Source organism: Streptomyces sp. NPDC006610, from assembly GCF_040611575.1.
GTDB lineage: Bacteria > Actinomycetota > Actinomycetes > Streptomycetales > Streptomycetaceae > Streptomyces.
This window is the reverse complement of the sequence record NZ_JBEXOP010000052.1, coordinates 1-23,590: the sequence shown is the minus strand read 5'-3', so window position 1 is coordinate 23,590 and position 23,590 is coordinate 1. Positions and strand designations below refer to the sequence as shown.

The 23,590-nt window shown below is 75.9% G+C and carries 4 protein-coding genes; 3 read left to right on the top strand and 1 reads right to left on the bottom strand.

What is annotated here, in order from left to right; translation table 11 throughout:
* Positions 1-195 precede the first annotated feature (195 nt).
* Positions 196-420, top strand: coding sequence for a tautomerase family protein (locus ABZY13_RS30155; RefSeq protein ID WP_356636336.1), 225 nt, complete (start codon positions 196-198; stop codon positions 418-420).
* 184 nt (positions 421-604) lie between these two features.
* Here the strand turns inward: ABZY13_RS30155 and ABZY13_RS30150 are convergent, their stop codons facing one another.
* The gene (locus ABZY13_RS30150) at positions 605-1,357 is read right to left on the bottom strand and encodes an alpha/beta fold hydrolase (RefSeq protein WP_356636334.1); all 753 of its coding nucleotides are present in this window, start codon (positions 1,355-1,357) and stop codon (positions 605-607) included.
* A 329-nt stretch (positions 1,358-1,686) separates the two neighbouring features.
* Between ABZY13_RS30150 and ABZY13_RS30145 the strand changes: the two genes are divergently transcribed.
* Together ABZY13_RS30145 and ABZY13_RS30140 are read left to right on the top strand one after the other, a co-directional pair.
* Positions 1,687-18,603, top strand: coding sequence for a type I polyketide synthase (locus ABZY13_RS30145; RefSeq protein ID WP_356636332.1), 16,917 nt, complete (start codon positions 1,687-1,689; stop codon positions 18,601-18,603).
* A 12-nt stretch (positions 18,604-18,615) separates the two neighbouring features.
* A partial coding sequence (locus tag ABZY13_RS30140) for a type I polyketide synthase (RefSeq protein ID WP_356636330.1) occupies positions 18,616-23,590 on the top strand: 4,975 nt, incomplete at its 3' end.

Here is a 23,590-nt window from a genome sequence, read left to right as displayed (position 1 = left end):
GGAGGCGAAGGCCACGCCGCCCATGGTTCGGGTCACCGCACTGCATCGATTGCGGGGGTCTGCAACACCGCCGGAAACCGACCGCGTCCGTACCGTCGGACGGACGCCCCGGAAGGCGGACCCGACCGGGTGCGGGCCGGTCACGCGAGGGGCCCGGCGCACCCGCGGTCCCCGCCCGATCATAAGGAAGCTCTCATGCCGCACGTCACCATTCAGCACTTCCCGAAGAACCTCACCCCCGAGCAGCGGTCCCGCCTGGTGGAGCGGGTGACCGCCGCCGTCGAGGAGGCGTTCGAGGTCGAGGAGCGGGTGATCTCCATCGCTCTGGCGCCCGTTGCGCCCGAGGACTGGGACGAGCAGGTGTACCAGCCGGAAATCGCCGCCCGCCGCGAGGAGTTGGCGAAGGCGCCGGGCTACTGACCGAGCGTCCCCGGGCACGGCCGGGATATCCGGCCCCGCCCCCACGGGCGAGCGCCGCGGGCACGGCCGGGGTGCGTCACGGTGAACGCCGGGCGGCGCGGCCGGCCGCGAGCGCGGCGGCGGTCCCGCCGGCACGGCGGGCGCCGGGCCGGCTCCCCGGGGTCCGGCCCGCCCGGCCCGGTGGTCAGCGCCGCGTGAGGTGGGTGCGGATCAGGGAGACGACCGTGGCGGCGTGGGCGTTGAGATAGAAGTGGCCGCCGGGGAACTCGTGCAGGGAGAACCGGTCCGTGGTGTGATCCGACCAGGCCGCGGCCTCGTCCCGGGTGACCTCCGGGTCGTGGTCGCCGGTGAGGACGGTGATCGGGCAGGACAGCGGAGGCCCGGGGCGGTGCCGGTACGTCTCCGCCGCCTTGTAGTCGCTGCGGATCGCGGGCAGCACCATGCGCAGCAGCTCCTCGTCCTCCAGCGCCCTCGGGTCCGTGCCGCTGAGCTGCCTGATGGTGTCGATCAGGCTGTCGTCGTCGCCGAGGTGCACCCGCCCGTCACGGTGCCGTGACGGGGCCCGGCGCCCGGAGGCGAACAGCTCCACCGGGCCCGTGCCGGCCGCCTCCAGCCGCAGCGCCACCTCGTACGCCAGCGTGGCGCCCAGGCTGTGGCCGAACAGCGCCAGCGGGCGGTCGGTCCAGGGGCCGAGCGCGGTGGTCGCCCGCTCGGCGAGCTCCCCGACGTCGTCGAGGCACGGCTCGGTGCGCCGGTCCTGGCGGCCCGGGTACTGGATCGCCAGCACGTCGACCGCGGGCGACAGCGCCTGGGACACCGGGAAGTAGTAACTGGCCGAACCGCCGGCGTGCGGAAAACAGACCAGGCGCGTCCCGGCCGTGTCGGCGGGATGGAACCGCCGTACCCAACTGTCCGTCCCCGTCGACACGTTCGTCATGGCACTCATGAAAGCCGCTACGGGCGCGCGGCGACCCCGGGAGCGGCCCCAGAAGCGCGTCCCCGCACCCCTACAGGGCCCGTCCGGGGGCGTGCGGGCCGCAGCGCACACAGGGCCCGGGGGCCGTGCGAGCCCGTCCGTCCCAGGGCGTCCGGGACGTCGGGGGACGATTCCCCACCCCTATGGACGCCGTGATCCCAGGGGTGGGCCCCGGACGGGAGAACAGCCGGGTCCGTAGGGGTGCCGCCGGGTTTTTCGCCGCCCGTAGCGTGCGATTCCAGCCGTGGGCGGCTTCCCCGCAGCAGCGACGCCGAACTTGGAGTGTGCAGATGGCCCGGTCCGGAGGCTTCGACCCCGACGTCCCTGACACGCAGCGGGCACACGGAGCGGGCGCGGAGCCGGGGCCGGCGCCCTTCGTCCCGCGGCTCGCGGGACTGCCGGCCCCCGAACAGGAGCGGCTGCTGCTGGAGTTGGTGTGCGAGCACACCGTCCAGGTGGTCCGCAAGGTCCGGCCGTCGGAGCCGGCCGCGCTCACCGACCCCCGGCGCCCCTTCCGCGAGTGCGGCCTGGACTCCCTCGGCCTCGTCGAACTCCACGCCCGCCTCGGCGCCGTCACCGGGCTGGCCCTGCCCGTCACCGTCGCCTTCGACCACCCCAGCCCCGAACGGCTGGCCGCGTTCCTGCGCGCCGAACTCCTCGGGTCGGGCGCGGAGCACACGGCGGACGACGACGCGCGGCCGGACCGGGCGGCGGACGACGACGATCCCGTGGCCGTCGTCGGATTCGGCGGGCGCTACCCGGGAGGGGTCTCCTCCGCCCGGGAGCTGTGGGACGTCGTGTCCCAAGGGCGCAGCACCGTAGGCCCGTTCCCCACCGACCGCGACTGGGACCTCGACGCCCTCCTCGGGGCGGACCCGGACGCGGCCGGCGCCGTCACCACCCGCATCGGCGGCTTCCTCGACGACGTCGGCGGGTTCGACGCGGACTTTTTCGGCATCGGCCCGCGCGAGGCCCTGGCGATGGACCCCCAGCAGCGGCTCCTGCTGGAGACCGCCTGGGAGGCGCTGGAGGACTCCGGCATCGACCCCCGCTCGCTGCGCGGCAGCCGCACCGGCGTGTTCGTGGCCGCCGGCGCCACCGAGTACGGCGTACGGATGCACGAGGCGCCGCAGAACCTGGCCGGCTACCTCGTCACCGGCGGCGCGCTGAGCGTCGCCTCCGGCCGCGTCGCCTACACCCTGGGCCTGGAGGGCCCCGCGCTCACCATCGACACCGCCTGCTCCGGCTCGCTCGTGTCCCTGCACCTCGCCGCCCAGTCGCTGCGCCGCGGCGAGTGCGCGCTGGCCCTCGCCGGCGGCGTCACCGTGCTGGGCAGCCCCGGCCTGTTCATGGAGTTCGGCCGGCAGCAGGGACTGGCCCCCGACGGCGTCGTCAAGGCGTTCGCCGCGGCGGCCGACGGCACCGGCTTCGCGGAGGGCGCCGGCCTGCTGGTCCTGGAGCGGCTCTCCGACGCCCGGCGCAACGGCCACCCGGTGCTGGCGCTGCTGCGCGGCTCCGCGATCAACCAGGACGGCGCCAGCAACGGCCTCACCGCTCCCAGCGGCACCGCACAGCAGCGGGTCATCCGCCAGGCGCTGGCCGCCGCCGGGCTGACCCCCGACCAGGTCGACGCCGTCGAGGCGCACGGCACCGGCACCACCCTCGGCGACCCCGTCGAGGCCCAGGCCCTCATCGCCGCCTACGGACGCGGCCGCTCGCCCGAACGGCCGCTGTGGCTGGGCTCGGTCAAGACCAACATCGGCCACACCCAGGCCGCGGCCGGCGTGGCCGGCGTCATCAAGATGATCGGCGCCATGCGGCACGGCGTCCTGCCCAGGACGCTGCACGTGGACGCGCCCTCGCCCAACGTCGACTGGTCGTCCGGCGCCGTCCGGCTGCTGACCGAGGAAGTCCCCTGGGAGACGGACGGCCGTCCCCGCCGCGCGGGCGTCTCCGGCTTCGGCATCAGCGGCACCAACGCCCACCTCATCCTGGAGGAGCCCCCGAGCGAGGACGTCACCGCGCAGGCCGCGGCGCCCGCGGGAGCGGCGCAGTCCCCGGCCCTGCTGATGGTCTCCGGCCGCGGCGAGGCCGGTTTGCGCGCCCAGGCCGAACGGCTCGCGTCCCACCTGGAGTCCGCCGCCGGCACACCCGACCTCGCCGACCTCGCCCACGCCCTCGGCACCACCCGCGCCGCCCTCGAACACCGCGCCCTCGTCCTCGCCGACGACCACGCCGGCCTCCTCACCGCCCTGCGCGCCGTCGCCGAGGGCCGCACCGCCCCCGGCGTCCACACCGGGGAGGCCACCGCGGGCCGGCTCGCGTTCCTGTTCACCGGCCAGGGCAGCCAGCGACCGGCCATGGGACGCGAACTCCACGACCGCTTCCCGGTGTTCGCCGCCGCACTGGAGGAGGCCATCGGCCATCTCGACCTCCAGCTGGACGTGTCCCTGTGGGACGTCCTGTTCGCCGAGGAGGGCTCCGCCGACGCCGGCCTGCTCGACACGACGATGTACGCGCAGGCCGCGCTGTTCGCCGTGGAGACGGCCCTGTTCCGGCTGCTGGAGTCCTGGGGCGTGCGCCCCGACTTCCTCGCCGGCCACTCCGTCGGCGAACTGGCCGCCGCGCACGCCGCCGGGGTGCTGGGCCTCGCCGACGCGGCGACGCTGGTGGGCGCCCGCGGCCGGCTGATGCAGGAGCTGCCGGCCGACGGCGCCATGGTCGCCGTCCGGGCCACCGAGGCGGAGGTACGGCCACTGCTCGGCGACCTGGTCGACATCGCCGCCGTCAACGGCCCCGAGTCCCTGGTCGTCTCCGGCGCGACGGAGCCCGCCCTCGCACTCGCCGCGCACTTCGCCGACCGGGGCCGCAGGACCCGCAGGCTGCGCGTGAGCCACGCCTTCCACTCGCCGCTCATGGAGCCGATGCTCGCCGCCTTCCACCGCGTCGCCCGCATCCTCGACTACTCCCCGCCCCGGATCCCCCTCGTCTCGAACGTGACCGGACGCCTCGCCACCACCGAGGAACTGTGCTCCCCGGAGTACTGGGTGCGGCACGTCCGCCACGCGGTGCGGTTCGCCGACGGCGTCGACCGGCTGGCCGGGCACGGCGTGCGCACCTTCCTCGAACTGGGCCCCGACCCGGTCCTCAGCGCCATGGGCCGCGACTGCCTCGAAGACCGCGCCCCCGACGCGGTGTTCGCGCCGCTGCTGCGGACTGGCCGCCCGGAGGCGCACGAGGCGCTGTCCGCGCTCGCCACCGCCGCCGCACGCGGCGCCACCCCCGACTGGGCGGCGCTCCACCCCGGCCGCGCGGGACGCCGCGTCCCGCTGCCCACGTACGCCTTCCGGCGCCGCCGCTACTGGATCAACGCGCCGCGCCCCTCCGGCGACCCGTCCGGCCTCGGCCAGCTCGCCGCCGGCCACCCCCTGCTCGGCGCGGTGGTGGGCCTCGCCGGCTCCGACACGACCCTGCTCACCGGCAGGGTGTCCCTGGCCACGCATCCCTGGCTGGCCGACCACGTGATCTTGGGCGCCGCCCTGCTGCCCGGCACCGCGTTCGTCGAGCTGGCGGTCCGCGCGGGCGACCAGACCGGCTGCCCCCGGCTGGAGGAACTGACCCTGGAGACGCCGCTGGCGCTGCCGCCGACGGGCGGCGTCGCCCTCCAGGTGGCGGTCGGCCCCGCGGACGGCTCGGGCCGCCGCACCGTCGAGTTCCACGCCCGCCCCGAGGACGACGCCCCGGCCGAGGACGCCTGGGTACGGCACGCCGCGGGCGTCCTCGCCCCCGGCGACACGCCGTCACCGGACGCGCGGGAGGCCCTCGCCGCGCTGGCCGCGCAATGGCCGCCCGCCGGCGCCGAACCCGTCGACACGAGCGGCCTGTACGACGACCTGGCGGACGAGGGCTACGGCTACGGGCCCGCCTTCCGCGGCGTGCGGGCGGTGTGGCGGCGCGGCGGGGAGGTCTTCGCCGAGGTCGCGCTCCCCGAAGGGGCGGCCGGTGCCGACGCGCCCGGCTTCGGCCTGCACCCGGCGCTGCTGGACGCGGCCCTGCACGCCTCCGACCTCGCCGGGCAGCGGTCCGGGGAGCGCGAGCCCAGGGTGCCGTTCTCCTGGAACGGGTTCACGCTGCACTCCGCGGGCGCCGCCTCCGTCCGGGTGCGCCTGGTCACCCCGGACCGCGACGTGATCTCGCTCGCCGTCGCCGACGCCACCGGCGCGCCGGTGGCGTCGGTGGACTCGCTCACGGTACGGCCCGTGCCGCGGGCGGGGACGGGGAGCGGTGCGTTGTTCCGGGTGCGGTGGCAGCCGCTTGCCGCCGCCGGGGCGGAGGGGCCGGTGGCCGCAGCGGCCGAGCCGCCCGGCCCGGGGCCGGCGGTGGCCTCGGCAGGGCCGGCGGGCCCGGCGGAATCGGAGGCCCCGGGGAGCGGGGGCCCGGACCTGGACTTCCACCGCGTCACGGAGGGGGCGGGCGCCGACGTGCCCGCCGCCGTCCGCGCGGTCGCCGGCGAGGCGCTCGCCGTGGTGCAGGCCCGGCTCGCCGACGAGCAGCAGGCCGCCTCGCGCCTCGTCGTGGTCACCCGGGGCGCGGTGGCCGTCCGGGAGGGCGAGCGGGCCGATCCGGTCCAGGCGCCGGTGTGGGGCCTCGTACGGTCGGCGCAGGCCGAGCACCCGGGCCGCCTCCTGCTGCTGGACCTCGACGGGACCGCAGCGTCGGACGCCGCGCTCGCCTCCGCGACCGCCACGGCCCTCGCCGCGGGCGAGACCGAACTCGCCCTGCGCGACGGGGAGATCCACGTGCCCCGGCTGGCGCCGGCCCCGCGTGCCCGGCAGGAGCCGGCCTCGCCGTGGAACCCCGACGGAACCGTGCTGATCACCGGCGGCACCGGAGGCCTCGGCGCCGGCCTGGCCCGCCACCTGGTCGCCGAACACGGCGTACGGCACCTCCTGCTGGCCGGCCGACGGGGCGCCAACGCCCCCGGCGCACCCGAACTCGTCGCGGAACTCGCCGACCTGGGCGCGCGGGCGACGGTGACGGCCTGCGACGTCGCCGACCGCGCCCAGCTCGCGGCCCTGCTCGCCGCGGTCCCCGCCGCGCACCCGCTCACCGCCGTGGTGCACGCCGCCGGGGTGATCGACGACGGCCTGGTGGGCTCGCTGACCCCGGACCGCCTGGACCGGGTCATGCGGCCCAAGGTGGACGCGGCATGGGCCCTGCACGAACTCACCCTGGACCAGGACCTGTCCGCGTTCGTCCTGTACTCCTCGGCCGCGACCCTCCTCGACGGCGCGGGCCAGGCCAACTACGCGGCGGCCAACGCGTTCCTGGACGCGCTCGCCACCCAGCGCGCCGCCGACGGCCGGCCGGTGACCTCGCTGGCCTGGGGCCTGTGGGCCGGGGGCGGCGGCATGGGGGAGCGGCTGGACGACACCGCCCTGCAGCGCATCCGACGCCTGGGCCTGGTGCCGCTGACCTTCGAGGAGAACCTGCGGCTGCTCGACGAGGCGCTGGCCGGCGACGAGCCGGCGGTGCTGCCCCTGCGGGTCGACCGCCGGGCTCTGCTCGGCCGTCCCGACGGAGTGCCCGCCCTCCTGCGGGACCTGGCGGGCGGGCCCGCGCGGCGCACGGCGGCGACCGGCCGCGCGCGGGCCGGCGCGGGACCGGACGCGGCGCCGATGGCGCGGCGGCTGGCCGCGCTCGACGAGGCACAGCGGTCCGAGGTCCTGCTGAACCTGGTCCGCGCCGAGGCCGCCGCGGTCCTCGGCCACGACGGCGCCGAACGGGTCGGCCCCGCCCGGGCGTTCAGCGACATCGGCTTCGACTCACTGGCCGCCGTCGAACTGCGCAACCGGCTCTCCGCCGCCACCGGGCTGCGCCTGAGCGCCACCCTCACCTTCGACTACCCGACCTCGACCGCGCTCGCGGGCCACCTGGCGGACAAGCTGTTCGCCGGAGCCGCCCCCGCCCCGGCCGACGAGACCGCCGCTTCCGCGACGGCCCTGCGGCCGGCCGACGACGACCCCATCGCCATCGTCGGCATGGCCTGCCGCTACCCCGGGGACGTCGCCTCACCGGAGGACCTGTGGCGGCTGGTGACCGAGGGCGCCGACGTCATCTCCGGGTTCCCCACCGACCGCGGCTGGGCCGACGACCTGTACGACCCGGAACCCGGCAAACCCGGACGCACCTACTCCACCGACGGCGGATTCCTCCACGACGCCGCACAGTTCGACCCCGGCTTCTTCGGCATCAGCCCCCGCGAGGCCCACGCCATGGACCCGCAGCAGCGCCTGCTGCTGGAGGTCGCCTGGGAGACGCTGGAGCGGGCCGGGATCGACCCGGCCTCGCTGCGGGGCAGCCGTACCGGAGTCTTCGCCGGGGTCATGTACCACGACTGGGGGCTGCGGCTGGGCCCCCTGCCCGAGGACCTCGCCGCCTACCACGGCAGCGGCAGCCTGGCCGGCATGGCCTCCGGCCGCATTGCCTACACGCTCGGCCTGGAGGGCCCCGCGATCACCGTCGACACCGCCTGCTCGTCGTCCCTGGTGGCGATGCACTGGGCGAGCCAGGCCCTGCGCCGCGGCGAGTGCACGCTCGCACTGGCGGGCGGCGCGACGGTGATGTCCACGCCGGACACCTTCCTCGACATGAGCAGGCAGCGGGGCCTGGCCGCCGACGGCCGCTGCAAGTCCTTCGGGGCGGGCGCGGACGGCACCGGCTGGAGCGAGGGCGTCGGCCTCGTGCTGCTGGAGCGGCTGTCCGACGCCCGGCGCAACGGGCACCGGGTACTGGCGGTACTGCGCGGCTCCGCCGTCAACTCCGACGGCGCGTCCAACGGGCTGACCGCCCCCAACGGCCCCGCACAGCAGCGCGTCATCCGCCGGGCGCTGGCCGACGCGGGGCTCACCCCGGCGGACGTCGACGCGGTCGAGGGCCACGGCACCGGCACCCGGCTCGGCGACCCCATCGAGGCGCAGGCCCTGCTGGAGACCTACGGCCAGGAACGCCCCGCCGACGGCGAGCCGCTGCTGCTGGGCTCGGTCAAGTCCAACATGGGCCACACCCAGGCGGCCTCGGGCACGGCCGGCGTGATCAAGATGGTGCAGGCCATGCGGCACGGCCTGCTGCCCGCCACCCTGCACGCCGAGCAGCCCTCCGACCAGGTGGACTGGTCCGCCGGCGCGGTACGGCTGCTCACCGGGGCGACGCCCTGGCCGGACCGCGGGCGTCCGCGCCGCGCCGGCGTCTCCTCCTTCGGCATCAGCGGCACCAACGCCCACGTGATCATCGAACAGGCGCCGGCCGAGACCCCGCACCGTCCTCGCCCGCAGGAGCCCGCCGACAGGGCCCTGCCCTGGGTGCTGTCCGCCCGGACCCCGCAGGCGCTGCGGGCCCAGGCCGCCCGGCTCGCCGCCTTCGCCCGCACCCTGCGCGACGACCAGGTCGCCGACGCCGCCCGCGCGCTGGCCACCACCCGGACCGCCATGGAGCACCGCGCGGTCGTCGTCGCCGCCGACCGAGACGAGTTCGCCCGCGCCCTCGACGGCCCGCTCCCCGCGGGGCAGGTCCGCGACGGCAGGACCGCCTTCCTGTTCACCGGGCAGGGCGCCCAGCGCCTCGGCATGGGCCGCGCCCTGCACGCCGCCTTCCCGCACTTCGCGGACGCCTTCGACGCCGTGGCCGCGGAAGTGGACGCGCACCTGGACCGGCCGCTGCGCGAGGTGATGTGGGGCACGGACCCGGCCGCCCTCGACCGCACCGAGTACGCCCAGCCCGCCCTGTTCGCGCTGGAGGTCGCCCTGTTCCGGCTGGCGGAGTCCTGGGGCCTGCGCCCCGACGTGCTCGTCGGCCACTCCGTCGGGGAGATCGCCGCCGCCCACGTCGCCGGGGTGCTGTCCCTGCCCGACGCCGCCCGGCTGGTCGCCGCGCGCGGCCTGCTGATGCGGGAACTGCCCGCCGGCGGCGCCATGGTCGCCGTACGCGCGAGCGAGGACGAGGTGCTGCCGCTGCTGTCCGGCCGGGTCGGCCTCGCCGCCGTCAACGGGCCCCGGTCCGTCGTCCTGTCCGGCGCCGAGGACGCCGTCGCCGAGGCGGCGGACCGGCTGGCGGCGCGGGGACGCACGACCACCCGGCTCACCGTCTCGCACGCCTTCCACTCCCCGCTGATGGAACCGATGCTCGCCGCGTTCCGCGCCGTCGCCGAGCAACTGACCTACGCACCCCCGCGCCTGCCGATCGTCTCCACGGTGACCGGCGCCCCGGCCGAGGACGGCGACCTCGTCACCCCGGAGTACTGGGTGCGGCACGTCCGCGCGACGGTCCGCTTCGCCGACGCGCTGCGGGCCGCCGAGCGCGCCGGGGCCGTCGCCTTCGCCGAGATCGGCCCCGACGCCGTGCTCACCGCGCTCGCCCGGGAGTGCCTCGACACCGGCCGGGCCGGCGTGTGCGTGCCGCTGCTGCGCCGCGACCGCGACGAGGAGCGCGAGGTCCTCGCCGGCGCCGGCGCCCTGTGGGCCAAAGGCGCGTCCGTGGCCTGGGACGCGGTCCTCGGCGACCGCGGGCACGGCCACGTCGACCTGCCGACGTACGCCTTCCAGCGGCAGCGCTACTGGCTGCGCGCGGCGGCCGGAGCGGGCGACGTCGGCTCCGCGGGACTGGACCCCGTCGACCACCCGATCCTCGGCGCCGCCGCCCTTTCCCCGGAGAACGGCAGCGTCGTGCTGACCGGCCGCCTCTCCCCGACCGGCCAGCCCTGGACCGCCGACCACGCCGTCCTCGGCTCCGTCCTGCTGCCCGGCACCGCCTTCGTCGAGCTGGCCGTGCGCGCCGGCGACGAGACCGGCTGCGACCGGCTCGAGGAACTCACCCTGGAAGCGCCGCTGGTCCTGCCCGAACGGGGCGGCGTCGCGCTGCGCGTCGTGGCCGGCCCCCCGGACGGGACCGGCCGCCGCACTCTGCACATCCACTCCCGCCGCGACGGCGCCCCGGCCGACGCCTGGACCCGCCACGCAGCCGGCTTCCTCACCCCCCGAACCGCCGCCGCACCCGACACCCCCGCCCCGACCGCGGACCTCACCCGGTGGCCCCCCGCCGGGGCCACCCCCGTCGACCTGACCGACGCCTACGACCGGCTGCGCGAACGCGGCTACCACTACGGTCCCGCCTTCCAGGGCATGCGGGCCGCCTGGCGACGCGGCGACGAACTCTTCGCCGAGGTCGCCCTCCCCGACGACCCGGCGGCCGGCGCCGTACGCGGCGAGGCCGCCCGCTACGGCCTGCACCCGGCGCTGCTCGACACCGCCATGCACGCCGACGTCCTGGTCGACCGGGACGAGGGCGGCTCGGGGGCGCTGCTGCCGTTCGCCTGGAGCGGCGTCACACTGCACTCCACCGGTGCCGCCGCCCTGCGGGTGTGGGTGCGCAGGATCCGGGGCGCCGAGGAGTCGGCGATGATCGTCGCCGACGAGACCGGACAGCCGGTCATGACCGTGGAGTCGCTGATCTCCCGACCGGTCTCCGCACGCCGGCTCGACGCGGCCCGCGGCACGGTCGCCGACGCGCTGCTCCACGTCGAGTGGACCCCGCTCGCCCCCGCACCCGCCGCACGCGGACGCCACGCCTTCCTGGACGCCGACCACGCCGGTACGGCGGCCCCGGCGGACGCCCTCGCGGCGCTCGCCGACGGCACGGACCCGCTGCCCGACGTCGTCCTCGCACTGTGCCCCCGGCCCGCCGCGCCCGACACTCCCGGCGCGGTGCGGCAGACGACCGCCCACGTCCTGGCGCTCGTGCAGGCGTGGCTCGCGGACGAGCGGCTCGCCACCACCGGGCTGGCCGTCGTCACCCAGGGCGCGGTCGCGGCCGTCGGCGACGCCGACCTCACCGACCTCGCCCAGGCGCCCGTATGGGGACTGGTCCGCGCGGCCCAGGCCGAGAACCCCGGTCGGCTCCTCCTGATCGACACCGACGGCACGGAGGAGTCCCGGCGCCGGCTGCCCGCCGCCGCACTGCTCGGCGAACCCGAACTCGCCGTCCGTGCGGGCCGGTTCCTGGTCCCCGGGCTCGCCCGGACCGCCGTACCCGACGCCGGCGCCCCCTGGGACGCCGACGGCACCGTCCTGATCACCGGCGGCACCAGCGGTCTCGGCGCGCTCACCGCCCGCCACCTCGTCACCGAGCACGGCGTGCGCAGCCTGCTGCTGACCAGCAGACGCGGCATGGACGCCCCCGCCGCCCGGGAGCTGACCGCCGAACTGCGCGACCTCGGCGCCCACGTCACGGTGGCCGCCTGCGACGCCGCCGACCGCGACGCACTGGCCGCCGCCCTGGGCGCCGTCCCCGCCGACCGGCCGCTGACCGGTGTCGTGCACGCCGCCGGCGTCGTGGACCCCGGCCTGATCGGCGACCTGACGCCCGAGCGGCTGGACACCGTCCTGCGCCCCAAACTCGATGCCGCCTGGCACCTGCACGAGCTGACGAAGGAACAGAGCCTGACCGCGTTCGTCCTGTTCTCCTCCGCCGGCGGCCTCGTCATGCCGGCCGGACAGGCCAACTACGCCGCCGCCAACGTCTTCCTCGACGCCCTCGCCCACCATCGCAGGGCCGCCGGACTGCCCGCCACCGCCCTCGCCTTCGGCCTGTGGGCCGTCGCCACCGGCCTCGGCGGCGACCTCACCGACGCCGACCTCGACCGCACCGCCCGCCTCGGCCTGCCCGCCCTGCCCGCCACCGAGGGCCTCGCCCTCCTCGACGCCGCCCTGCGCACCCCCCACGCCCTGCTCGCCCCGCTCAAGACCGACCCCGCCGCCCTCCGCGCACGCGGCGACGACACCCCGCCCCTGCTGCGGGCCCTCGCCGCCCGCACCACCGCCCGCCGCACCGCGCGTACCACTGCCGCCCCCGCGACCGGCGACCTCGCCCGCGGCCTCGCCGCACTGACCCCGGCCGCGCGGGAACGCGCCCTCCTCGACCTGGTCGCGACCCACGTCGCCACCGTCCTCGGCCACACCGGCGCCGCGGCCGTCGGCCCCGACCGCGCCTTCAAGGAACTCGGCTTCGACTCCCTCGCCGCCGTCGAACTGCGCAACGCCCTCACCACCGCCACCGGCCTGCGGCTCCCGGCGACCCTGGTCTTCGACCACCCCACCACCCGCTCCGTCGCCGCCCTCCTCGCCGACCGGCTCCGCACGGACCCGGAACCGGAAGCCGCGCCGGGGCCGGAACCGGCCGCCGTCGCCGTCCCGGACGACGAACCCGTGGCGATCATCGGCATCGCCTGCCGCTTCCCCGGCGGCGTCCGCGGCCCCGAGGACCTGTGGGACCTCGTCGCCGACGGCCGCGACGCCGTGGCCGGCTTCCCCGCCGACCGCGGCTGGGACACCGAGGGCGTCTACGACCCCGAGCCCGGGCTGCCCGGCCGCACCTACACCCGCGCGGGCGGATTCCTCTACGACGCCGCCGACTTCGACCCCGACTTCTTCGGCATCTCACCGCGCGAGGCGGTGGCCATGGACCCGCAGCAGCGCCTGCTGCTGGAGGCGTCCTGGGAGGCCTTCGAACGCGCCGGCATCGACCCGGCGAGCATGCGCGGCACCCAGACCGGCGTCTACGCCGGCGTCATGTACCACGACTACGGCACCCGTCTGCAGGAGATCCCCGACGACGTCGCCGGCTACCTCGGCAACGGCACCGCGGCCAGCGTCCTCACCGGCCGCGTCGCCTACACCCTCGGCCTCGAAGGCCCCGCCGTGAGCGTCGACACCGCCTGCTCCTCCTCCCTGGTCGCCCTCCACATGGCCTGCCAGGCCATCCGGCGCGGCGAGGTCGGCATGGCCCTGGCCGGCGGCGTGACCGTGATGTCCACTCCGGAGATCTTCATCGAGTTCAGCCAGCAGCGCGGCCTGTCCGCCGACGGCCGCTGCAAGGCCTTCTCCGCCGCGGCCGACGGCACCGGATGGTCCGAGGGCCTCGGCGTCCTCCTCCTCGAACGGCTGTCCGACGCCCGGCGCAACGGGCACGAGGTGCTCGCCGTCGTCCGCGGCTCCGCCGTCAACCAGGACGGCGCCAGCAACGGGCTCACCGCGCCCAACGGCCCCTCGCAGCAGCGGGTCATCCAACGCGCCCTCGCCGCCGCCGGGCTCGCCGCCGCCGACGTCGACCTGATCGAGGGCCACGGCACCGGCACCCGGCTCGGCGACCCCATCGAGGCACAGGCCCTGCTCGCCACCTACGGCCAGGACCGCCCGCAGGACGACCCGGTGTGGCTGGGCTCCATCAAGTCGAACATCGGCCACGCCCAGGCCGCCGCCGGCGTCAGCGGCGTCATCAAGACGGTCATGGCCATCCGCAACGGGATCATGCCGCGCACCCTGCACGTCGACGCCCCCTCGCCCGAGGTCGACTGGACGGCCGGCGACGTACGACTGCTCACCGAGGCCCGCCCCTGGCCCGCCCGCACCCGCCCCCGCCGCGCCGCCGTCTCCTCCTTCGGCCTCAGCGGCACCAACGCCCACGTCATCGTGGAACAGGCCCCCAACACGCCTGACGCACCCAACACGCCTGACGCACCCAACACGCCTGACGCACCCAACACGCCTGACGCACCCAACACAACTGACGGAGCTGACGGAGCCGTCGCACCTGTCGCGCCCGACACGCCCCTCGCGACCGTCGTGAGGGGAACGCCGGCCGCCGGCCCCGCACCGTCCGTGTCCGTACGGACGCCGCCGCCGCGTGCCGTACCCCTGCTGCTGTCCGCCGCGGCCGAGGCCGCCCTGCCCGCCCAGGCGGAGCGCCTGCGCGCCCACCTCGCCGACCGCCCCGACCTGGACCTGCCCGACGTCGCCCGCTCCCTGGCGACCACTCGCACGGCACTGGACCACCGGGCCGCCGTCCTCGCCGCCGACCGCGACACCGCCCTGCACGCCCTCACCGCGCTGGCCGCCGGCGCACCGCACCCGGCCGTCCTGCGCGGCGCCCTCCACCCGGGCGGACGGACCGCGTACCTCTTCTCCGGCCAGGGCACCCAGCGACCCGGCATGGCCCGCCGGCTCCACGAGACGTACCCCGTGTTCGCCGACGCCCTCGACGAGGTCTGCGCCCACCTCGACCCCGGGCTGGACCGCCCGCTGCGCGAGCTGATGTCCGCCCGGCCGGACTCGCCAGAGGCAGCCCTGCTGAACGAGACGCAGTACACCCAAAGCGCCCTGTTCGCCTTCGAAGTGGCCCTGTTCCGGCTCCTCGAGTCCTTCGGCGCGCGACCGGACGCCGTCATGGGCCACTCCGTCGGCGAACTGGCCGCCGCTCACGTCGCCGGCGTCCTGTCCCTGCCCGACGCCGCCGAACTCGTCGCCGCACGCGGCCGGTTGATGCAGGCCCTTCCCGCCGGCGGCGCCATGACCGCCGTCGAGGCCACCGAGGACGAGGTGCAGCCGCTGCTCACCGCGCGGACGGGCATCGCCGCCGTCAACGGACCGCGCGCGGTCGTCGTCTCCGGTCCTGCCGAGGAGGTGCGGGACATCGCCGGCACCCTGCGCGACCGGGGCCGCAGGACCAGCGAACTGCGCGTGTCGCACGCCTTCCACTCTCCCCTGATGGAGCCGATGCTCGCCGACTTCCGCAAGGTCGCCGAGAGCCTCGCCTACGCCGAACCGCGGCTCACGGTGGTCACCAACCTCACCGGCACGGTCGCCGCCCCGGGCCAACTGACGTCCCCGGACCACTGGGTCCGCCACGTCCGCGAGGCGGTGCGCTTCGCCGACGGCGTGCGCCGGCTGCGCGACGAGGGCGTCACGCGGTTCGTGGAGGTCGGCCCCGACAGCGTCCTCGCCGCGCTGACCGAGGCGACCCTGGACGCGTACGGCGGCGCGGACGGCGGTCGTCGCAACGCGGGGGACGGGGGCGGGGACGGCCCTGTCGTGGTCGCCGTCCAGCGCCGGGACCGGGACGAGACCGAGACGCTCGCGACCGCGCTGGCCCGGCTGCACCTGTCGGGCGCGCGCCCGGACTGGGACGGGTACTTCGCCCCGCACGGCGCACGCCGCGTCCCCCTCCCCACGTACGCCTTCCAGCGCCGCAGGTACTGGCTCGACGCGCCCGCCGCCGCCCGCGACGCCGCCGGCCTCGGCCAGGTCGCCGCCGGGCACCCGCTGCTGAGCGCGGTGGTGGAGTCGCCCGAGACCGGCGCGCCCGTCCTGACCGGCCGTCTCGCCCTGGACACCCACCCCTGGCTGGCCGACCACGCCGTCCTCGGCGCCACCCTGCTGCCCGGCACGGCCTTCGTCGAGATGGCGCTGCGCGCCGGCCGCGAGACGGGCTGCACGCTGCTCGAGGAGCTGACCCAGGAAGCCCCGCTGGTGCTGCCCGACCGCGGCGGAGTCGCCGTACAGGTCGTCGTCGGCCCCGAGGGCGGAATCCCGGACGGCGGCGGCGACGGCGCGCGCACGCCCGGCAGGCGCGGCGTCGCCGTCTACTCCCGCCCCGACCACGCGCCCGGCGACCGGCCGTGGACCCGCCACGTCCGCGGCGTCCTCGCCCCCGCCGCCCCGGGCGGCGACGCGGACGCCTCGGCATGGCCCCCGGCCAACGCCCGCCCCGTGGACGTCGCCGACCTGTACGCCGACCTCGCCCGCCTGGGCTACGGCTACGGCCCCGTCTTCCAGGGACTCAGGGCCGCATGGCGGCGCGACGGCGAACTGTTCGCCGAGATCGTCCTGCCCGAGAGCAACCGCGCCGAGGCAGCCTCCTTCGGCCTCCACCCCGCCCTCCTGGACGCGGCCCTGCACGTGGAGCGCGTCCTCGACGAGGGCCGGGCCGAGGCCGACCGCACCGCACTGCCGTTCGCCTGGACCGGAGTGCGCCTGCACACCACCGGCGCGGCGACCCTGCGCGTACGGCTCACCAAGCCGGGCCCGGACGCGGTGGCGCTGCGCATCACCGACCCGACCGGCGCCCCCGTCGCCACGGTCGACGCGCTGGTCGTGCGGGAGGTCACGGCCGACCAGCTGGCGGCGGCCGGTGCGCCGTCGCACGAGGCGCTGTTCCGCGTCCACTGGGAGGAGCGGGCCGAGGGGGGCGAGCGGGCCGAGGGGGGCGCGACCTCGGAGCCGACACCGCCGCGGGAGGGCCTCGCCGTCGTCGGTCCGGTGCCGGCCGGCCTGGCCGAGAGCGGTTCCTGCCCGTCGTACGCCTCGCTCGCCGCCCTGCGAACGGCCCTGAACGCGGGCGCGTCGCTGCCGCACATCGTGCTGTTCAACGGCGTCGAGGACGCCCTGGGTGCGGAAGGCGGCGCCTCCGTACCGGACCGGGTGCGTGCGGCGACGCAGGAACTGCTCGCCGTGCTCGGCGACTGGCTGGCCGACGCACGCCTCACGGCGGTCCGGCTGGTGGTCCTCACCCGGAACGCGGTGGTCGTGGAGCGCCCGGGCGACTCCGTCGACCTCGCGCAGGCGCCCTTGTGGGGGGTGGTGCGGGCCGCGCAGGCGGAGCATCCGGGGCGGTTCGCGGTGATCGACCTCGACGCCGCCCCCGCGTCGGCCCGGGCACTGCGGGGCGCGCTTGCCTCGTCGGAACCCGAACTCGCCGTCCGGCGTGGAGTCGTACGGGTGCCACGGCTGCGGCCGGTGCCCGCCACGGGCGCGCAGGCAGAGGCCGGGGCGCGGCCGGCGGTCGGGGCGCGCTCCGCGGCCGGCGCACGGTCTGTGGCCGGGACACAGCCGGCGGCCGGGCCGCAGCCCGCCGCCGGAACCGACGCCCGGTTCGGTGACGGCACGGTGCTGATCACGGGAGGAACCGGGCTGCTCGGCGCGCTCACCGCCCGGCACCTGGTCACCGACCACGGAGTACGGCACCTGGTGCTCGCCGGCCGTCGGGGCGCGGACGCCCCCGGAGCGAAGGAACTGGCCGCCGAACTGACCGAGTTGGGAGCACGGGTTCGTCTCGCGGCGGTCGACGCCGCCGACCGCGAGGCGCTGGCCGGCCTGCTGGCGTCGGTCCGCGCCGCCCACCCGCTCACCGGCGTCGTGCACGCCGCCGGGGTGATGGACAACGGCCTCGTCGGCTCGCTGACCCCCGAGCAAGTGGCCCGCGTCCTGCGGCCGAAGGCGGACGCCGCCTGGCATCTGCACGAGTTGACCAAAGACCTCGACCTGAGCGCGTTCGTCCTGTACTCGTCGGCCGGCGGCATGATCCTCGCTGCGGGGCAGGCCAACTACGCCGCCGCCAACGTCTTCCTCGACGCCCTGGCCGAACACCGGGCCGCCCAGGGCCTCCCGACCCACTCCCTGGCCTGGGGCCTGTGGGAAGGCACCGTCGACGCGGGCGAGGAACTCGGCACGACCGACCTCGAACGCGTCAACCGCTCCGGCGTCGCCGAACTGTCCGCGGCAGAGGGCGTCGCCCTGCTCGACGACGCCCTGCGCACGCACCACCCCGTCCTGGCCCCGATCCCCCTGGACCGCGCAGCCCTCGCCCGCCGCGCCGACGAACTCCCGTCTCTGCTACGGGGATTGGTACGCACGGCAGCCGCAGCGGGATCGGCACGGGAGGGTGCGCGCGCAGGCGACGGGAAAGCCGGTACGCCCACCCTGGAACGCACCCTCGCCGACCTCGGCGAGAGCGACCGCGACCGCTACCTCCTCCAGTTCGTCCAGGGCCACGCCGCCGCCGTCCTCGGCCACGGCGACCCCGCAGCGATCCCCCCGACGCGGGGCTTCACCGAACTGGGCCTCGACTCGCTGGGCGCGATCGAGCTGCGCAACCGGCTCCAGTCCGCGACCGGCCTGCGGCTCCCGGCGACGCTGATGTTCGACCACCCCAACTCCGAGGCGCTGGCCCGGCACCTGCGCACGGAACTCCTGCCGGCACAGGACGGGGACGCGGACGCGGATGCGGTCCGAACGGAGGACGGGGGAAAGGCCGCGGGGCAGGACGAGGGATCGATCCGCCGCACGCTGGCATCCATCCCCATCGCCCGGCTCCGCGAGGCCGGACTGCTCGACACCCTCCTCGGCCTCGCCACCGCCCAGGCGAACGGCGATCCGGGCGGCGCGCCCGTGACCGCCGCCGGGAGCGGCGCGGACACCGACGCGGGGAGCACCGCCGGCGACGGCGCCGGCGACAGCTCCGAGGACCGCAGCGAAGCCATCAAGAACATGGACATCGACGACCTGGTACGCGCGGCCATGGCGGCCGGCGACTCCGACTGACGGGAGGGCGACGTGAGCACATCGGTGGAGCAGGTCGTCGAAGCACTGCGCAAGTCCCTGCTGGAGAACGAACGGCTGCGCAAGGAGAACGGCAGCCTCACCGCCGCCGCCAACGAACCCATCGCCATCGTCGCCATGGGCTGCCGGTTCCCCGGCGGCGCAGCCACGCCCGAGGACCTGTGGCGGCTCGTCACCGACGGCGCCGACCTGGTGACCCCCTTCCCCGACGACCGCGGCTGGGACCCCGGCGTCTACGACCCGGAACCCGGCAAACCCGGCAAGAGCTACGCCCGCGAAGGCGGCTTCCTGCACGACGCCGCCGACTTCGACGCCGCGTTCTTCGGCATCTCCCCACGCGACGCCCTGGTCATGGACCCCCAGCAGCGCCTGCTCCTCGAGGTCTGCTGGGAGACCCTGGAACGCGCGGGGATCGACCCCACCACCCTGCGCGGCAGCCGCACCGGCGTCTACGCCGGAGTGATGTACCACGACTACGACGGCGGCAGCGCGGGAAGCTTCGTCTCCGGCCGCGTCGCCTACACCCTGGGCCTGGAGGGCCCCGCGGTCAGCGTCGACACCGCCTGCTCGTCCTCCCTGGTGTCCCTGCACCTCGCCGCGCAGGCCCTGCGATCCGGCGAGTGCTCCCTCGCCCTGGCCGGCGGGGTCACCGTGATGGCGACCCCCGAGATGCTCCTGTACTTCAGCGAACAGCGGGGCCTCGCCCTCGACGGCCGCTGCAAGTCCTTCGCCGGCGCGGCGGACGGCACCGGCTGGGCCGAGGGCGCCGGCATCCTGCTGCTGGAACGCCTGTCCGACGCCCGTCGCAACGGCCACCCAGTCCTCGCCGTGATCCGCGGCTCCGCCGTCAACCAGGACGGCGCCTCCAGCGGCATGACCGCCCCCAACGGACCGGCCCAGCAACGGGTCATCCAGCAGGCGCTCTCCGCGGCGGGCCTGACCGCCGCCGACGTCGACGTGGTCGAGGCCCACGGCACTGGCACGGTCCTCGGCGACCCGATCGAGGCCCAGGCCCTCCTCGCCACCTACGGCAAGGGCCGCCCGGCGGACCGGCCCCTGTGGCTCGGCTCCGTCAAGTCCAACATGGGCCACGCCCAGGCCGCCGCGGGAGTCGCCGGCGTCATCAAGATGGTGCTGGCCATGCGGCACGGACTGCTGCCGCGCACCCTGCACGTCGACCAACCCTCCCCGCGCGTCGACTGGACGACCGGCAACGTCCGCCTCCTCACCGAGAACCGCACCTGGGAACGCCCCTCCGCGGGAGCCCCCCGGCGGGCCGCCGTGTCCTCGTTCGGGCTGAGCGGGACGAATGCGCATGTGATCGTGGAGCAGGTCCCGTCGTCGGTGGACGAGGTGGAGAGGCCGGTGGCTGGGGTGGGGTTGCCGGTGGTGCCGTGGGTGGTGTCGGGGCGGACGGCGGCTGCGTTGGCGGGGCAGGCGGAGAAGCTGCTGCCGGTGGCTGGTGGGTGCGATGTGCTGGATGTGGCGTATTCGCTGGCCACGTCCCGGGCTGGGTTCGAGCATCGTGCGGTGGTGGTGGGGGACGGCTCCGATGTCGGGGTTCTGTGTGGTGGGCTGGCTGCGGTGGCGGCTGGTGTGCCGGGGCCGGGTGTGGTGTCGGGGGTGGTGCGTCGGGGTGGGCGGACGGCGTTCCTGTTCACGGGGCAGGGGGCGCAGCGGCTTGGTATGGGGCGGGAGTTGTATGTGGCTTATCCGGTGTTCGCGGCGGCGTTCGATGCGGTTGTCGGTGAGTTGGATGTGCTTCTCGACCGGCCGTTGCGGGATGTGGTGTGGGGCGAGGACGGAGGGCTGCTGGAGCGGACCGGCTTCGCTCAGCCTGCTCTGTTTGCGTTTGAGGTGGCGTTGTTCCGGTTGGTGGAGTCGTGGGGGGTGCGGCCGGACTTCGTTGCGGGGCATTCGGTCGGTGAGGTGGCTGTGGCGCATGTGGCGGGTGTGTTGTCGCTGGCGGATGCGGTGCGGTTGGTGGCTGCTCGGGGCCGGTTGATGGAGGCGTTGCCGGCGGGTGGGGCGATGGTGGCGGTGCAGGCGTCCGAGGACGAGGTACGGCTGCTGCTCACCGGCTGTGTCGGCATTGCAGCGGTCAATGGCCCGCAGGCGGTGGTGGTCTCGGGTGCGGAGAGCGCGGTGTCGGAGGTCGCGGCTCGTTTTGAGGCCGAGGGGCGGAAGACGACCCGCCTGGCGGTGTCCCACGCGTTCCACTCGGTGTTGATGGAGCCGATGCTCGCGGAGTTCCGTGAGGTCGCGAGTCGGCTGACGTATGGGCAGCCGCGGATAGCGGTGCTCTCGACGGTGAGCGGTGCTCTCGCGGAGGAGATGGCGACTCCCGGTTACTGGGTGCGGCAGGTCCGGGAGGCGGTCCGTTTCGCCGACACCGTCCGCGTGCTGGAGGCCGAAGGCGTCACCCGTTTCCTGGAGCTGGGCCCGGACGGTGTGCTGGCAGGGATGGCTCGCCAGAGCGTGGACTCCGAGGACGCGGTCGTGGTGGCGTCGTCGCGTCGGAATCGTCCCGAGCCCGAGACGCTGGTCACTGCGCTGGCCCGGCTGCATGTCTCCGGGGCGGCGGTGGATTGGGACGCGTTCTTCGCCGGGACCGGCGCGCGGCGGGTCGAGCTGCCGACGTACGCCTTCCAGCGCGAGCGCTACTGGCTCGACGTACCGCGTAACTCCGGAGACGTCGCGTCGGCAGGGCTGGTGCCGACGGGGCATCCGCTGCTCGCCGCCACGGTCACGCTGGCCGACTCGGACGGCATCGTGCTCACCGGACGCCTCTCGACACAGGTCCACTCCTGGCTGGCCGATCACCAGGTGGGCGAGGCGCTGCTGTTCCCCGGCAGCGGCTTCGTGGAGCTGGCCATGCGGGCGGGCGACCACGTGGGATGCGACGCGCTGGAAGAGCTGGCGCTCCACGCTCCGCTGGTGCTGCCCGAGTCCGGCGGCGTGCAGGTGCAGGCCGCGGTGGGTGCGGCGGACGGTGCCGGACGTCGCACGCTCTCGGTGCATTCGCGTGCCGAGGACCGGGCGGACGGAGCGTGGACGCTGCATGCGGAGGGTGTGCTGGCCCCGGCTGGTCCGGAGCCGGAGTTCGAGTTGTCCGCGTGGCCCCCGTTGGACGCGGTCGCGATCGATCTGGCGGGTGCTTACGAGGAATTGGCCCGGCTCGGATATGAGTACGGCCCGATGTTCCGAGGGCTGGGGGCGGCCTGGCGGCGCGGCGACGAGTTGTTCGCCGAGGTGGCGCTTCCGGACGCGTCCGCCGTCGAGGGGTTCGGCATTCATCCGGCGTTGCTGGATGCGGCGATGCATGTGGCTCTGGTCGGTGGTACCGAGGGTGGTGAGCCGGTGCTGCCGTTCGTGTGGAACGACGTGCGGTTGCATGCGGTGGGTGCGTCCGTGGTGCGGGTGCGGGTGACGCGGCCGACGTCGGAGAGCCTGTCGGTGCAGGTGGCTGACGCTTCCGGGCGACCGGTGGTGTCGGTCGGATCCGTTGTCGGGCGTGCGGTGTCGGCCGAGCAGCTTGGCACCGCGCATGACGAGTCGCTGTTCCGTGTGCGGTGGAGTCCGCTGTCGGGTGCTGCGATTGCCGGGACGGAGTGGACGACCTGGGAAGAGCTGCCCGCAGAGGGTCCTGTCACGGGGACCGTGGTGCTCATGTGCGCCGCGGTCGAGGGTGACGTGCCGGCGGCGGTGCGGGCGGGGACGTATCGGGTCCTGGACGTCGTACGGAAGTGGCAGGCCGACGAGCGGTTCGCCGGGGCGACGCTGGCGGTCGTGACGCATCGGGCCGTGGCCACCGAGGCCGGTGCGCCGGTGGACATCACGCAGGCTCCGGTGTGGGGCCTCGTGCGCGCGGCACAGGCCGAGAACCCGGGGCGCTTCGTTCTGGTGGACACCGATGAATCGTCCGGCGGGGTGGGCGCTGCTCTCGCGGCGGGCGAGCCGGAAGTGGCGGTGCGGGAGGGCCGGGTGTTCGTGCCGCGGCTCGTGCGGCTGGAGGTGCCGGTTCGGGGGGACCGGGTGGTGTGGGATGCCGCGGGCACGGTGCTGGTCACGGGTGGTACCGGTGGTCTGGGTGCGCTGGTGGCGCGGCACTTGGTGGTGGAGCACGGTGTACGGCACCTGGTGCTGACCAGCCGCCGTGGACCGGAGGCTCCCGGGGCTCAGGAGTTGCGGGCGGAGCTGGGTCGGCTGGGCGCCGAGGTCGCGGTCATCGCGTGCGATGTGGCGGACCGTGCGGCGCTCGAGGACGTTCTGGCCCGGATACCCGACGAGCGTCCGCTGCGGGGTGTCGTGCATGCGGCCGGTGTGCTCGATGACGGGTTGGTGGGGTCGTTGACGCGGGAGCGCGTGGACGCCGTGCTCGCGGCGAAGGCGGACGCGGCCTGGTATCTGCACGAGTTGACGCGGGACCTCGACCTCACGGCGTTCGTGCTGTTCTCGTCGGTCGCGGGGACGCTCGGTTCGACCGGACAGGCCAACTACGCGGCCGCCAACGCCTTCCTGGACGCGCTCGCCCTGCAGCGCCGGGCGGAGGGGCTGCTGCCCGCGGCATCGATGGCGTTCGGGTTGTGGGACGTCGGCCTGGGTGGCGAGCTGGCGGCTGTCGATGTGGAGCGGATGCGACGGGCGGGGATGCCCGCGTTGTCCGTGGAGGAAGGGCTGGCGCTGTTCGACGCGAGTGTGGCGTCGGGCGAGGCTGCCGTGGTGGCGGTGCGGTGGGACCTGGGGGTGCTGGGCGGGTCGGATGCCGTGCCGCCGCTGCTGCGTGGGCTGGTGCGGGTGCCGGGTCGGCGGGTGGCGCGGGTGGCGGGGGGTGTGGACGGCTCGGCGTTGCGGGGCCGGCTGGCGGGTCTGGCGGGTGTGGATCGTCGGCGGGTGGTTGTGGAGTTGGTGCGGGGGCATGTGGCGGGTGTTCTCGGGCATGCGTCGGTGGATGCGGTGGCGCCGGACC

What these genes read in the sequence shown, in the direction of transcription:
- ABZY13_RS30155 (WP_356636336.1), top strand. Translation starts at nt 196, where the DNA reads ATGCCGCACGTCACCATTCAGCACTTCCCGAAGAACCTCACCCCCGAG.
- ABZY13_RS30150 (WP_356636334.1), bottom strand. Translation starts at nt 1,357, where the DNA reads ATGACGAACGTGTCGACGGGGACGGACAGTTGGGTACGGCGGTTCCAT.
- ABZY13_RS30145 (WP_356636332.1), top strand. Translation starts at nt 1,687, where the DNA reads ATGGCCCGGTCCGGAGGCTTCGACCCCGACGTCCCTGACACGCAGCGG.